The sequence below is a fragment of the Microbacterium galbinum genome (genome assembly GCF_023091225.1).
GTDB classification, from domain to species: Bacteria; Actinomycetota; Actinomycetes; order Actinomycetales; family Microbacteriaceae; genus Microbacterium; species Microbacterium galbinum.
Map to the genome: position 1 here is coordinate 649061 of NZ_JAHWXM010000001.1, position 13361 is coordinate 662421.

Sequence of the window (13361 nt, forward strand, 5' to 3'; positions counted from 1 at the left end):
CACCTCGCGTCGCCGATCAGCGGCGCAGGCCCGCCTCGATGAGCTCCGAGATCAGGTCGCCGTAGCTGAGACCGGAGGCCACCCAGCACTTCGGGAACATCGAGATCGGGGTGAACCCCGGCATCGTGTTGAGCTCGTTGACGACGAGGTCGCCCTCCGGAGTGAGGAACATGTCGACGCGCGCCAGCCCGCGACCGTCCACGGCCTCGAACGCGCTCACACCCGCGCTCTGGATCGCCGCGATCTCGGCATCCGTGAGCACGGCCGGGCACACGACATCGACGCCGTCTCCCCCGAGGTACTTGCCCGCGAAGTCGTAGAACCCGCGCGAGGTCAGCACGATCTCGCCGGGCAGCGATGCGCGCACGCCGTCGGCGCCCTCGAGCACCGCCACCTCGATCTCACGTCCGCTGACGCCGGTCTCGATCAGTACCTTGTCGTCTTCGGCGAACGCGATCGCGAGCGCCGCGTCGAGTTCGTCCAGCGCCTCCACCTTCGACACGCCGACGCTCGAGCCCGCACGCGCGGGCTTGACGAACAGCGGGAGGCCCAGTTCGGCAGCCTGTGCGCGCACCTGCGCGGCATTCTGCTCCCATGCACGGCGCCGAACCGTGACCCAGGGCGCCACGACGATGCCGGCTGCCTGCAGCGCGATCTTCATGAAGTGCTTGTCCATGCAGAGCGCCGAGTCGAGCACACCGCCACCGGCATACGGCACCTCGAGGGTGTCGAAGTACCCCTGGATCGTGCCGTCCTCTCCGTGCGGGCCGTGGAGGATCGGGAGCACCACGTCGATCTCACCGAGACCGTCGATCGTTCCGTCGACACGGACGACGCGCAGCGTGCGGTCTCCGCCGGGTTCGGGCCACAGCACGCGGGTGCCGTTGTCGACCACCTCAGGGAGGTGCGCGGCATCGAGCGGGAACTTGGCCGGGTCGTCGTCCTCGAGAACGAAGGCGCCCTCGCGGGTGATCCCGACAGGGATCACGTCGTAGCGACCACGATCAATCGCGCCCAGCACTCCGCCCGCCGTTGCGGAACTGATCGAATGCTCGCTGGAGCGCCCTCCGAACAGCACCACCACCGTCTGCTTGTCCATGGTTGGTCCTCTCCCCCTGCGGGGTGTCGTCGTCCGTCGTCAGGTGGGGTGCGATGTCGCGCGGGCTCATCTTGCCGTCGAGCACCATCTTCACCTGTTCGACGATGGGCATGTGCACCTCGGACTCGCGTGCCAGCTGCAGGATCGGCGCGACGGACGCGAGTCCCTCGGCGGTCTGCTGCATCTGCTTGACGACGTCCTGGAAGCTGTATCCCTGGCCGAGCAGACGCCCGGCCGTGTTGTTGCGGCTCAACGGCGACTGGCAGGTCGCGATCAGATCGCCCAGTCCCGCCAGCCCCTGGAGGGTCTCCGGGTGCGCACCGTTGGCGACCGCGAAGTCGGTCATCTCGACCAGTCCGCGGGTGATGATCGACGCCTTCGTGTTCTCGCCGTAGCCGACGCCGTCGACGATCCCGATCGCGACGGCGATGAGGTTCTTGAGCACTCCGCCGAACTCGGTGCCGATCACATCGGTGTTCACGAAGGTGCGGAAGTAATCGTTGCGCGCGGCACGGGCGACCGTCTCGGCCGTCTCCTGGCTGCGCGACGAGATGACGGCGGCCGTCGGCTGCTCCCGAGCGATCTCGAGCGCGAGGTTGGGTCCCGAAGCGATGGCCACTCGGTCGGGATCGCAGCGGAGCTCCTGCTGGATGACCTGGCTCATGCGCAGTCCGGTGCCGCGCTCGACGCCTTTCATGAGGCTGACGATCTTGGCGTCCGAGCCGGCGAGCAGCGGCCGCAACGCCTTCAGGTTCTCGCGCAGGGATTGGCTGGGCACGGACAGGTAGACCTGATCGACGCCCTCGAGCGCGGTCGCGAGCTCATGCGTCGCGGCCATCGACCGCGGAAGGTTGATGCCGGGGAGGTATCGCGAGTTGCGCTTGGCCTCGTTGATCTCCTGCGCCAGCTCGGCTCTGCGTGCCCACATGGTGACCTGGGCGCCGCCGTCGGCGAGGATCTTGCCGAAGGTCGTGCCCCAGCTGCCGGCGCCGATCACGGCGACGCGCGGCCCCTGGTGCGTCGTTCGCTTAGGAGTCAAGGCGCCCCGTCTCCTTCTGACCGTGCGTCGACGGGTTCCACCGCTCGGCGGGGGCCTTCTCGTCGCGCAGCTCTTCGAGCAGAACGGTGATCGCGTTCATCAACCGCGTGGTGGCTTCGTTCAGGGCGGCTTGATCGCCGCCGCGCCCCTGGAGGTCGGAGACGTCGACGGGGTCGCCGACGATCACGTCCACGGGCTTCCGGAGCGGCCAGAGGCTCAGCCCCTTCTGGTACCGGCCCATGATCTCCTGGGTGCCCCACTGGGCCATCGGGATCAGGGGGATGCCGTCGGTCAGGGCCAGGCGGACCGCGCCGGACTTACCGCGCATGGGCCACAGGTCGGGATCGCGGGTGAGGGTGCCCTCGGGGTAGACGATGACCCCGCGACCGTTCTCGACGATCTCCTTCGACTGCAGCATCGTCTGCTTGGCCGCCGTGGCCGACGATGCCCGCGCCACGGGGATCATCCCCGTCCTGCGCAGGATCCATCCGATAACCGGCACACGGAAGAGGCTCTCCTTCGCCATGAACCTCGGTGCGCGTCCGATCCGCCACACGGCGACCGCCACGATCAGCGGATCGAACTCCGAATAGTGGTTCGGCGCGAGCACGTACGCCCCGTCGCGCGGGAGCTTCTCCGGGTTCTTCACCCGGATCTTCGCTATCAACGAGACGAGCGGGAGGACGATCACTGCGACCGGCCAGAAGATGCTGGGCCGCGTCGTCTCCGGCGACCTGTTGCGCATCGGCGTCACCGGAGGACGTCGAAGTCGGCGCCGAGCGCGTCGAGCTTCGCGAGGAACTTCTCGTAGCCGCGGCTGAGGATGTCGACCCCCGAGACCTTGGACTCGCCGGAAGCGGTGAGCGCCGCGATCACGTGGCTGTACCCGCCCCGGAGGTCGGGCACGACGATGTCGGCGCCGTGCAGCGGGGTCGGCCCCGTGATGACGGCGGCCTGCTCGAGGTCGCGGCGCGGCACGCGGCGCGGTCCGGCCTGCAGCCCGCGCGGGTGGACGACGATGTCGGCGCCCATCTTCACGAGCGCCTCGGTGAAGCCCATGCGGTTCTCATACACCGTCTCGTGCACGACCGACCGGCCGTTGGCCTGGGTGAGGGCGACCACGAGCGGCTGCTGCCAGTCGGTCATGAAGCCGGGGTGGACGTCGGTCTCGACGACCACGGGGCGCAGCTCGCCTTCACGACGGAAGAGGATGCCGTCCTCCTGGATGTCGAACCATCCGCCCGCCTTGCGGAAGACGTTGAGGAAGGTCAGCATCTCCTGCTGCTTCGCGCCGCCGACGAAGATCTCGCCGTCGGTCGCCAGAGCGGCGGAGGCCCAGGAAGCCGCCTCGTTGCGGTCGAAGATCGACCGGTGGTCGTAGCCGCGGAGCTTCTCCACGCCCTCGATGACGATGACCCGGTTGGGCTCGTACGAGATGATCGCGCCCATCTTCTGGAGCACGGCGATGAGATCCATGATCTCGGGCTCGATCGCCGCGTTGCGCAGCTCCGTCACGCCCTCCGCCCGCACAGCCGTCAGGAGGACCTGCTCGGTCGCGCCGACGCTCGGGTACGGGAGGTGGATGTTCGCGCCGTGCAGGCGACCGTTGGGGGTCGACAGACGGATGCCGCTGGGGAGCTTCTCGACGACGGCGCCGAACTTGCGGAGCGCGTCGAGGTGGAAGTCGATGGGGCGGTCGCCGATGCGGCACCCGCCGAGGTCGGGGATGAACGCCTGACCGAGACGGTGCAGGAGCGGGCCGCAGAAGAGGATCGGGATGCGCGATGCACCGGCGTGGGCGTCGATCTCCTCGAAGTGGGCCGACTCGACGTCGCTCGGGTCGAAGACGAGCGCACCGGGCTCGTCGCCCTCGGACACGCGCACGCCGTGCACCTCGAGGAGGGAGCGGACGACCGCGACGTCGCTGATCGCTGGCACGTCGCGGAGGGTGCTGACGGTCTCACCGAGGAGGGAGGCGACCATCGCCTTGGTGGCGAGGTTCTTCGCCCCCTTGACGTCGACGCGGCCGCGCAGCGGGCGTCCGCCTCGAATCGCGAGGACGTCTCCGGTGAGTGCGGGGACTCCGTCCGGAAGAGCGTCGCGCACGGGTGTCGTCATTCGGAGCCTCACTTCAGTTCACTGTGTTCGGGGCGGGTGCCCCTCAGCCACCCGCCTCCACCGCGTTACTGAACGGGAAGGGTCCGGGGCCGCCACGACTCGCGACGGGCCTCGAACTGCGCGATCTTGTCTTCGTTGCGCAGCGTGAGCCCGATGTCATCGAGCCCTTCGAGGAGCCGCCATCTAGTGTAATCGTCGATACCGATCTCGGCCTGGATGTCGCCGATCGACGCGGTGCGCGCCTCGAGGTCGACGGTCATCCGAACCCCGGGATTCCGCTCGATCTCGGCCCAGAAACGCTCGAGATCCTCTTCGGAGATCGTTGCGGCGAGCAAGCCCTGCTTACCCGAGTTGCCGCGGAAGATGTCGGCGAAGCGCGGGCTCAGCACGACTTTGAAGCCGAAGTCGCGCAGCGCCCAGACAGCGTGCTCACGGCTCGAGCCTGTGCCGAAATCGGGGCCGGCCAGCAGCACGGAGGCGCCCTGATACGACGGCTGGTTGAGCACGAACTCGGGGTCCTGCCGCCAGCCGTGGAACAGCGCGTCCTCGAAGCCGGTCTTGGTGACGCGCTTGAGGAAGACGGCGGGGATGATCTGGTCGGTGTCGACGTTCGACCGCTTCAGAGGAGCGGCGATGCCGGTGTGGGTGGTGAACTTCTCCATGATCAGACCTCCAGATCGCTCGGGCTCGACAGGGTTCCGCGGATGGCCGTGGCCGCCGCGACGAGGGGCGACACGAGGTGCGTGCGCCCGCCCTTGCCCTGCCTGCCTTCGAAGTTGCGGTTCGAGGTCGATGCGCAGCGCTCCCCCGGTGCCAGTTGGTCGGGGTTCATGCCCAGGCACATCGAGCACCCGGCGAAACGCCACTCGGCGCCGAAGTCCTTGATGATCCGGTCGAGCCCCTCGGCCTCGGCCTCGAGGCGTACGCGCGCCGAGCCCGGCACCACCATCACGCGCACCCCGTCCGCCTTCTTCTTTCCCTCGATGATCGATGCGAAGGCGCGCAGGTCCTCGATGCGGCTGTTCGTGCACGACCCCATGAAGACGGCATCCACCGGCACCTCCTTGAGAGGCGTCCCCGGCGTGAGGTCCATGTACTCGAGTGCGCGCTCCGCGGCGGCGCGCTCGTTCGGATCGGTGATCGCGGCGGGATCCGGCACCGCCGCCGAGAGCGAACTTCCCTGTCCGGGGTTGGTGCCCCAGGTCACGAACGGCTCGAGGTCGTCGGCGTCGATGAACACCTCGGCGTCGAAGGCGGCCCCGTCGTCGGAGGGCAACGTGCGCCAGTAGGCGACGGCATCCTCCCAATCCTGGCCCTTCGGCGCGTGCGGACGCCCCTCGAGGTAATCGAAGGTCGTCTGGTCGGGCGCGACCATTCCGGCGCGGGCACCTGCCTCGATCGACATGTTGCAGATCGTCATGCGCCCCTCCATCGAGAGGGCGCGGATCGCGCTGCCGCGGTACTCGAGCACGTAGCCCTGGCCACCGCCGGTGCCGATCTTCGCGATGACGGCGAGGATGATGTCCTTGGCGGTGACGCCGGGTCGCAGCGTTCCCTCGACGTTGATCGCCATCGTCTTGAACGGCTTCAGGGGCAGCGTCTGGGTCGCCATGACGTGCTCGACCTCGCTCGTACCGATACCGAAGGCCATGGCGCCGAAGGCACCGTGGGTCGAGGTGTGCGAGTCGCCGCAGACGACCGTGATGCCCGGCATGGTGAGTCCGAGTTGCGGGCCGACCACGTGGACGATCCCCTGCTCGGCGTCTCCCAGGGAGTGCAGGCGGACTCCGAACTCGGCGGCGTTGCGGCGCAGCGTCTCGATCTGGGTGCGGCTGGTGAGATCGGCGATCGGCTTGTCGATCTCCCACGTCGGAGTGTTGTGGTCCTCCGTGGCGATCGTGAGGTCGAGGCGGCGCAGCGGTCGCCCTTCCGAGCGCAGGCCGTCGAAGGCCTGCGGACTGGTGACCTCGTGCACGAGGTGCAGGTCGATGTAGATGAGATCCGGCTCGCCGTTCTCGCCCTTGACGACCAGGTGGTCGTCCCAGACCTTCTCGGCCAGGGTTCTCGGGCGTGAGGAATCGACGTCGACTGCGGGGGTGTTCATGACTCTTCTCCTGAAGCTGGCGGTTCGGCCCACGATGGACTCCGCGACGAGGAGGGGCTCAGAACGAGGTCTCGTCGCGGCCGCTAAGAAGGAGCACGATCCGCATGACGTCAGGTTACCACCGCTTCGGCGCCCGATGACGCGCCGTGACACTCTACTGTTCACCCGAATCATCGAGAGGCATCGCATGACCGCCGACCACGCCCGCTTCGCGACTCGCGCCGTGCACGCCGCGAGGACGCGAGACTCCGCCGCTGCGCGCGCGACGCCGATCTACCTGACCGCCGGCTTCGAGTTCGACGACTTCGATCACGCCGCCGATCACTTCGGCACCGGCGCCGGCTTCGGCTACACCCGCACGGGCAATCCGACCGTTCGGGCCGTGGAGCGGCAGATCGCCGCGCTCGAGTCCGGGGCGGACGCCCTGCTCGTCGCGAGCGGTCAGGCGGCGGTCGTGACCGCCCTTCTGACGGTCGCGGGCGCCGGCGACCACATCGTCTCGTCGACACACATCTACGAGGGAAGTCGCGGCCTCTTCCTCGACAATCTCTCCCGCTTGGGGATCGAGACGACGTTCGTCGACGACATCGCCGATCCGGATGCCTGGCGCGCCGCCATCCGTCCGAACACCCGGGCCCTGTTCGCCGAGTCGATCGCCAACGCCCGCAACGACATCCTCGACATCGCCGTGGTGAGCGCGGTCGCCGACGAGTCGGCGATCCCGTTGATCGTGGACAACACGCTCGCGACGCCGTTCCTCGTGCGTCCGCTCGAGCACGGAGCGGCGATCGTCGTGCACTCCGCCTCGAAGTTCCTGGCCGGGCACGGCTCGGTGCTCGGCGGTGTGATCGTCGACGACGGCCGCTTCGACCCGGCGGTCGCCGGACACAATGCTCCCCATCTCGTTCTCCCGGGCCGCAACGGCGAGCCGAGTGTCGCCGCACGGCACGGTGGGAACGCGCGGATCGCGTACGCCCGGGAGAGCGTGGCTCCTCGATTCGGTGCCTCGCCCTCCCCGCTCAACGCCTTCCTCATCGGTCAGGGCGTCGAGACGCTCGGACTGCGGGTCGAACGGCAGTCGCGCAACGCCCAAGCGGTCGCCGAGTGGCTGTCGGAGCATCCCGACGTCGAGCGGGTGGACTACGCCGGTCTCCCCACCCACCCCGATCACGCGACCGCGGCGCGCTACCTCCAGGGCGGGTTCGGCTCCATCTTCACCGTCACCCTCCGCGGAGGCCTCCCCGCCGCACGCGACTTCGTCGAGAGCGTCGGCGTGTTCATCCACATGACGCACATCGGCGACGTCCGCTCCCTGGTGCTGCATCCGGGCACGACCAGCCACTCCCACCGCACCGAGGACGAGCGTCTCGCCCTCGGCGTGCACCCGGGTACCCTGCGCCTCTCGATCGGCATCGAGGACATCGACGACCTCATCGCCGATCTGTCGCGCGTGCTCGAGACCGTTCGGGAGGTCGTCGCATGAGCCGCCCGCAGCACTTCGGCTGGTTCCTCGCGCGCGGCTTCGGACCGCAGGGCTGGGGCTACCCGTCGCTCGATTGGGACTACGACTGGACACGACCCGAGATCTACCAGGAGGCGGCGCGCACGCTCGAGCAGGCCGGATTCGATCTGGTGATCATCGAGGACGGCCCCTCACTCGGATCGCCCTCGACCATCGATCTGCGGGTGCGCCACGCCTTCGGTGGGCCCAAGCACGACCCTCTGCTGCTCGCCCCCTACCTGTTCCAGGCGACGAAGCATCTCGGCGTGGTGCCCACGGTGAATCCCGCGGCGTCCCTGCCGTTCACGTCGGCCCGCCAGTTCGCCACGCTCCAGCATCTGAGCGGACATCGCCTCGGTCTCAACGTCGTCACCGACACCGGGAGCGCGCGTCATTTCTCCGGCGCGGCGCAGCTCGGGCACGACGAGGCCTACGACCGCGCGGAGGAATGGCTCGACGGCATCCGCGGGCTCTGGCGCAGCTGGGACGACGGAGCCCTCGTGCTCGATCGTGACAGCGACGTCTATGCCGACGGCTCGAAGCTGCGCCCGGTACAGCACCGCGGCGAGTACTACTCTTTCGACGGGCCGCTCAACGCGATCCCCTTCACCGACGGCGAACCGGCGATCGTGTCGCCGGGCGGGTCGGGCCGCGGCCTCGGCTTCGCGGGTGCGAACTCCGATGTGCAGCTCGCGCTCGCGCCACTGAACGAGAAGTCGGTGCGCGCGTATCGGAAGAAGATCCACGATGCGGCGATCGAACGCGGGCGCCGCCCGGAGGACATCAAGATCCTGTTCGCCATCCAGCCCGTCATCGTCTCGTCGCCCGAGGAAGCGGACCGGATCGTCGCCGCCTCGGCCCATCCCGATGACGCCGCCCTCGAGCAGATCGCGCGCAAGCAGTCGAGCGACCTCGAGACCGATCTCACCGGACTCGACCTCGATCGCCCGCTCGATCTCTCGATCTTCGGCGCACACGTGTCACGCGGAAGCATCCAGCGGCTGATCGGCGACCGCGGCGAGGACGCCCCCCTGCGCGCGCACCTCACCGCCCTCGTCCGCGCCGGACGCATCAGCGATCGGAGCGGCTTCGTGGGTACGGCGGAGGAGTTCGCCGACCTGATCGAGGAGCTCGGCGAGTGGGGCAACGACGGCGTACTGCTCTGGGGCGATTTCCACCCGGTGACCCTGCACCGCACGCTCGACGAGCTGGTGCCGATCCTCCGTCGGCGCGGCATCCTGCGCCGTGAGTACGCGGACGGCGGGCTGCAGGCGAACCTGCGGGCGTTCTGATCATCGGCGGGCGGGAACTACCAGCCCATCGAGCCCGGGATCCCCTTGAACGGACCCACCACGGCCGACGTGACCCAGCCGCCGTAGAAACCACCGGGCTGCGGGACGACGATCTCTCCGCCGACCGTGCACTCGTCCATGGGCCCGGCGTACACGGCGACGCGATCCTCGAGCGCTTCGAAACCCCGCGTCGGATCAGGGTAGTTCCATGCGGCGCCCGCGCGCACGACACCTCCGCCGTGGACATCGAGATAGCGCGCTGCACCCTTGAACTCGCAGAACGACGAACCGGCCGCGTCGGTGAGCGCACCCGGTGCGAAGTCGGCGATCGGGAGGTAGTAGACCGGCGGGTGGCTCGTCTCGAGCACTCTCATCGCCCGGTACGTGTCCGCGATCAGTTCGCCGCCGAGCCGGATCGTCACGCGTTCCGCCACCGCTTCCACTCGAGGCGGTCGCGGGTAGTCCCACACCGATTCCTGACCGGGCGCGGGAGTGACGGGGAGCGGTCTGCGCATCTCTTCACTGTACGTCGCTGGCCTCCGCGCGGCGCGGGGTGTTGACTGATCCCATGAACCCGATGCCGATGTTCCCCCTCGGTTCGGTGCTGTTCCCGTACACCCCGCTCCCGCTCCGCGTGTTCGAGACCCGATACCTCACCATGATCGGGCGGCTCCTGGACGAAGAGGATCCGGAGTTCGGCGTCGTGCTGATCGAGCGCGGCGCCGAGGCGGGCGGTGGCGATCAGCGCAGTCGCGTCGGAACCCTGGCGCGGCTCGTCAGCGTGTCCGCCGACACCGAGGTGCTGCACGCACTCGCCGTCGGCACGGAGCGGTTCCTGGTCGAGCAGTGGCTCGACGACGACCCGCATCCACGGGCCGCCCTGACCCCGCTCCCCTCTCTGGAGTGGCACGACGGATTGACTCCCCTGCTCGCCGAGGGCGAGTCGATCGTGCGGCGCGTGCTCGCCCGCGCACCTGAGGCGCGCTGGGATCCGAACACCGAACTCTCCGACGATCCCCTCGCCGCGTCCTGGCAGCTCGCCGCGATCGCCCCGCTCGGCGAGTACGACCGCTATTCGCTTCTGCAGTCGGAATCGGTCGGGGCACTGCTCCGTCAGACGATCGACGCCACCCTCGACGCGGAGATCCTCTGGTCGGCGGAGTGATCCGCGCCCGAGTCGCGTCTCTCCGGGATCACTCCGCGGGCGGTGCCACCTTCTGCGCCCGCTTCTCCCGCGAAGCCGCGATCAGGCTCGCGATGGTCGCCACGGTCATCGAGACCAGGATGACTCCGAGCGAGACCATGTTGTCGATGTCGGGCACCCATTCCACGTGCTCACCGCCGTTGATGAACGGCAGCTCGTTGACGTGCAGCGCGTGCAGGATCAGCTTGATGCCGATGAACCCGAGGATCACCGCGATGCCGTAATGGAGGTAACGCAGGCGGTCGAGCAGGTCACCGAGCAGGAAGTACAGCTGACGCAGGCCCATGAGAGCGAAGATGTTCGCCGAGAACACGAGGAACCCGTTCGTCGTGATCTCGAAGATCGCGGGGATCGAATCGATCGCGAAGATCAGGTCGGTCACTCCGATCGTGATGAACACGATGATCATCGGGGTCCACATGCGCTTGCCGTCGACGGTCGTGCGGATCTTGGATCCGTCGTACGTCTCGCTGATGTCGATCCGGCGGCGCAGCAGGCGCACGATGAAGTTCTCGCGCTGCACCTCGCCGTCGTGGTCGCCCTCGGGCATCGCCTGGCGGATCGCCGTCCACACGAGGAAGGCGCCGAAGATGTAGAAGATCGGGGAGAAGTTCTCGATGATCGTGACGCCGACGAGGATGAAGGCACCGCGCAGGAGCAGCGCGATGATGATGCCCACCATGAGGACCTGCTGCTGCAGACGGCGCGGCACGGCGAACTGGGCCATGATCAGCACGAAGACGAAGAGGTTGTCGACCGAGAGGCTGTACTCCAGCGCCCACCCGGTGATGAAGTCGCCGGCGTTCTGCCACCCGCCGACATTACCCAGGAGGAGGGCGAACAGCAGGGCGAGCCCGACGTAGAAGACGACCCACAGGGTCGATTCCTTCGTGGAGGGGATGTGCGGCCGGAGCCGGATGAGCAGGAGGTCGCCGATGAGGATGACCGTGAGGACGATCATCGAGGTGATCTCGAACCAGAGAGGGATTTCCACGGGGAACGACAGCTTTCGCGAAGGGTCTAGAAGGATCGAGAGTCTCTCCCCCGCACACGGTGCGTCGCGCGCCCGGAGCAGCGGCCTTGGTGCTCGTGATGACGTTACGCGCGGATCCGGGATACTCCCCCTCGCAGACGCAATGCTATCGGAGCGCCGACGATATCGGCGCTCCGAAGATTCTGAGACGATGGGGCATCCCTCGACACTCTCCGGGTGAGAGACACCGAACGGAATCAGGATGCCTACGCAGACGAGTGATCAGAGATGGGCGGCGCAGGCCGCGTCGGGTGACGAGAGCGCCTTCCGCGAGCTGTACCGCGCACATGTCCGACCCGTGTACTGGATCGCCTACGGCATCCTCGCCTCCCCCGCGGATGCCGAGGACATCGCCCAGGAGACTTTCCTGGTCGCCTGGCGCAAGCTCCCCGCACTCGACCTCCAGGGCGAGTCGATCCTGCCGTGGCTCGCGACGATCTGCCGCTTCCAGGCGGCGAATCGTCTGCGGCAACGGCGGCGGGATCAGGCGCACACCTCCGACGCGCTCGATGACTCCCTCCCCGACACGGTGAACGTCGAGGAGCAGGTCATCACGGCGGCGCTCGCGGCTCGGATCGCCGATGAGGTGGGAAACCTCAGCGAGATCGATCGCGAGATCTTCCGCCTCTGCGCCACCGAGGGGTACGCCTATCAGGCGGCCGCGGAGGAGCTGGGTGTGAGTCACGCCGTCGTTCGGAACCGTCTCTCCCGAGTGCGCACCCAGTTGCGGGGCGCCGTCCAGGAAGTGAGAGACGCATGAACGACCAGACCACCCCGGAAGAGCTGCCCGAGCTGTCGGATGAGGCGGTCACGCGCATCGAGACCGCCGTGTTCGCCCAGATCGCCGAGGAGCGCGCTCCCGGCCCGGCCCCGCAGGTGGCTCCTGCGCGTGCCGGAGCGCGCCGCCGTCGCTGGCTGACCGGTGTCGGCGTCGCCGCGGCCTTCGCGGTCGGCGTGCTGGTGACGCCCCCGATCCTCGGCGTCGTCGGTTCCGGCGGCGCCTCGAGCACGGCCGATGGCTTCAGTTCCCCCGCCGTCGATGCGCCCGTCCCGGGTGTCGCGATGCCCGAGCAGGGTGTCTCCGGCGATCGCAGTGCGAGCCTCGACAGCGCGGCGGAATCGAGCTCGATCGCGAGCGGAGACGTCGCCACGGCCGACCGCGAGATCATCGCGAACGCGAACGCCACGCTCGAGGTGGAGGACATCGCAGATGCCGCGGACGCCATCAGCGCGCTGGCCGAGGAGCACGGCGGGTACGTCGAGAGCACCGAGGTTGGCAAGGCCCTGGCCGTCGACGGCACGTCGGAGCCCGCTCCGGCGGATTCGGGGTACGGGTGGATCAGCATCCGCGTACCGTCCGCCGACCTGGCCGCGGTCATCGCCGGGCTCGACGAATCCGGGGAGGTGCTGTCGTCGTCGATCTCCCGCCAGGACGTCACCGACGTCGCCGTGGATCTCCGGGCGCGTGTCGACGCGACGAAAGCCTCGGTCCAGCGGCTCACCGAACTCATGGCGCAGACGGGATCCGTCTCGGAGCTCATCGAGGCCGAGGTCGCGCTGACCGACCGCCAGGCGCAGCTCGAGTCCTACGAGCAGCAGCTCGCCGCGCTCGACGACCAGGTCGCGATGTCCAGCCTCCAGGTGCAGCTGACCCGGACCGCCACGACGACGACGGCCGATCCCGCGGGGTTCGGTGACGGGCTGTGGGCAGGATGGAACGGGCTCATCGTCTCGCTCAACGCTCTCGTGATCGCCGTCGGCTTCCTCCTCCCCTGGGCTGCGATCGCCGGCGTGGTGGTGCTCGCGATCTGGCTCATCCGTCGGGCCCGCCGGATGCGTCGAGACGCTGCGATGGCTGCGGCATCCGACGTCGAGGCCTGACCCGCGCTGATGTCCGAAGGGGTACCCGCACGCTCGGCGGGTGCCCCTTCGGCGCTTTTTCCACAGGCGACGGCACGGGCACCTGGGCGA

At 68.5% G+C, this 13361-nt stretch carries 13 protein-coding genes; 5 read left to right on the plus strand and 8 right to left on the minus strand.

Features of this window, described 5'->3' with window-relative positions:
* Positions 1-16 precede the first annotated feature (16 nt).
* The 6 genes from KZC52_RS03270 to leuC form a co-directional block, all read right to left on the minus strand.
* On the minus strand, positions 17-1099 hold the full coding sequence (locus tag KZC52_RS03270; RefSeq protein WP_247622631.1) for a D-alanine--D-alanine ligase family protein: 1083 nt from the start codon (positions 1097-1099) through the stop codon (positions 17-19).
* Complete coding sequence (locus tag KZC52_RS03275) at positions 1005-2138, minus strand: NAD(P)H-dependent glycerol-3-phosphate dehydrogenase (RefSeq protein ID WP_247622632.1); 1134 nt, start codon at positions 2136-2138, stop codon at positions 1005-1007. Before KZC52_RS03275 ends, KZC52_RS03270 begins: the two co-directional genes overlap by 95 nt.
* Positions 2128-2883 carry a lysophospholipid acyltransferase family protein gene (locus KZC52_RS03280; protein WP_247622633.1) on the minus strand — a complete coding sequence of 252 codons (756 nt, stop codon included), beginning with the start codon at positions 2881-2883 and terminating at the stop codon, positions 2128-2130. Before KZC52_RS03280 ends, KZC52_RS03275 begins: the two co-directional genes overlap by 11 nt.
* Positions 2884-2888: 5 nt before the next feature.
* Positions 2889-4256 (minus strand): UDP-N-acetylglucosamine 1-carboxyvinyltransferase, encoded by a 1368-nt coding sequence (gene murA, locus KZC52_RS03285; RefSeq protein ID WP_247622634.1) that lies wholly within the window; start codon positions 4254-4256, stop codon positions 2889-2891.
* 65 nt (positions 4257-4321) lie between these two features.
* Positions 4322-4918, minus strand: a complete 597-nt coding sequence (gene leuD / locus KZC52_RS03290) for a 3-isopropylmalate dehydratase small subunit (protein WP_247622635.1) — start codon at positions 4916-4918, stop codon at positions 4322-4324.
* Positions 4919-4920: 2 nt separating this feature from the next.
* The gene (leuC, locus tag KZC52_RS03295; RefSeq protein ID WP_247622636.1) at positions 4921-6360 is read right to left on the minus strand and encodes a 3-isopropylmalate dehydratase large subunit; all 1440 of its coding nucleotides are present in this window, start codon (positions 6358-6360) and stop codon (positions 4921-4923) included.
* 187 nt (positions 6361-6547) lie between these two features.
* Here leuC and KZC52_RS03300 point away from each other — a divergent pair, with 187 nt between their 5' ends.
* Both KZC52_RS03300 and KZC52_RS03305 read left to right on the plus strand, forming a co-directional pair.
* A complete protein-coding gene (locus KZC52_RS03300; RefSeq protein ID WP_247622637.1) occupies positions 6548-7843 on the plus strand; it encodes an O-acetylhomoserine aminocarboxypropyltransferase/cysteine synthase family protein in 1296 nt (431 codons plus the stop codon).
* The gene (locus KZC52_RS03305; protein ID WP_247622638.1) at positions 7840-9153 is read left to right on the plus strand and encodes an LLM class flavin-dependent oxidoreductase; all 1314 of its coding nucleotides are present in this window, start codon (positions 7840-7842) and stop codon (positions 9151-9153) included. Before KZC52_RS03300 ends, KZC52_RS03305 begins: the two co-directional genes overlap by 4 nt.
* A gap of 17 nt (positions 9154-9170) precedes the next feature.
* On the opposite strand, the gene KZC52_RS03310 is transcribed toward KZC52_RS03305, so the two are convergent.
* Entirely contained in the window at positions 9171-9668 is a 498-nt protein-coding gene (locus KZC52_RS03310; RefSeq protein ID WP_247622639.1) for a DUF427 domain-containing protein, read from the minus strand.
* Between the two features lie 53 nt (positions 9669-9721).
* Between KZC52_RS03310 and KZC52_RS03315 the strand changes: the two genes are divergently transcribed.
* Entirely contained in the window at positions 9722-10318 is a 597-nt protein-coding gene (locus tag KZC52_RS03315; RefSeq protein WP_247622640.1) for an LON peptidase substrate-binding domain-containing protein, read from the plus strand.
* A gap of 28 nt (positions 10319-10346) precedes the next feature.
* Here the strand turns inward: KZC52_RS03315 and KZC52_RS03320 are convergent, their stop codons facing one another.
* Positions 10347-11351 carry a TerC/Alx family metal homeostasis membrane protein gene (locus tag KZC52_RS03320; RefSeq protein WP_247622641.1) on the minus strand — a complete coding sequence of 335 codons (1005 nt, stop codon included), beginning with the start codon at positions 11349-11351 and terminating at the stop codon, positions 10347-10349.
* A gap of 241 nt (positions 11352-11592) precedes the next feature.
* Between KZC52_RS03320 and KZC52_RS03325 the strand changes: the two genes are divergently transcribed.
* Positions 11593-12150: an RNA polymerase sigma factor gene (locus KZC52_RS03325; protein ID WP_247622642.1), complete on the plus strand. Its 558-nt coding sequence runs from the start codon at positions 11593-11595 to the stop codon at positions 12148-12150.
* Positions 12147-13271, plus strand: coding sequence for a DUF4349 domain-containing protein (locus KZC52_RS03330; RefSeq protein ID WP_247622643.1), 1125 nt, complete (start codon positions 12147-12149; stop codon positions 13269-13271). Before KZC52_RS03325 ends, KZC52_RS03330 begins: the two co-directional genes overlap by 4 nt.
* The last annotated feature ends 90 nt before the right edge of the window (positions 13272-13361 follow it).

Coding starts and splice junctions, on each gene's coding strand:
- KZC52_RS03270 (WP_247622631.1), bottom strand. CDS start 1,099: ATGGACAAGCAGACGGTGGTGGTGCTGTTCGGAGGGCGCTCCAGCGAG.
- KZC52_RS03280 (WP_247622633.1), bottom strand. CDS start 2,883: ATGCGCAACAGGTCGCCGGAGACGACGCGGCCCAGCATCTTCTGGCCG.
- murA (WP_247622634.1), bottom strand. CDS start 4,256: ATGACGACACCCGTGCGCGACGCTCTTCCGGACGGAGTCCCCGCACTC.
- leuD (WP_247622635.1), bottom strand. CDS start 4,918: ATGGAGAAGTTCACCACCCACACCGGCATCGCCGCTCCTCTGAAGCGG.
- leuC (WP_247622636.1), bottom strand. CDS start 6,360: ATGAACACCCCCGCAGTCGACGTCGATTCCTCACGCCCGAGAACCCTG.
- KZC52_RS03300 (WP_247622637.1), top strand. CDS start 6,548: ATGACCGCCGACCACGCCCGCTTCGCGACTCGCGCCGTGCACGCCGCG.
- KZC52_RS03305 (WP_247622638.1), top strand. CDS start 7,840: ATGAGCCGCCCGCAGCACTTCGGCTGGTTCCTCGCGCGCGGCTTCGGA.
- KZC52_RS03310 (WP_247622639.1), bottom strand. CDS start 9,668: ATGCGCAGACCGCTCCCCGTCACTCCCGCGCCCGGTCAGGAATCGGTG.
- KZC52_RS03315 (WP_247622640.1), top strand. CDS start 9,722: ATGAACCCGATGCCGATGTTCCCCCTCGGTTCGGTGCTGTTCCCGTAC.
- KZC52_RS03325 (WP_247622642.1), top strand. CDS start 11,593: ATGCCTACGCAGACGAGTGATCAGAGATGGGCGGCGCAGGCCGCGTCG.
- KZC52_RS03330 (WP_247622643.1), top strand. CDS start 12,147: ATGAACGACCAGACCACCCCGGAAGAGCTGCCCGAGCTGTCGGATGAG.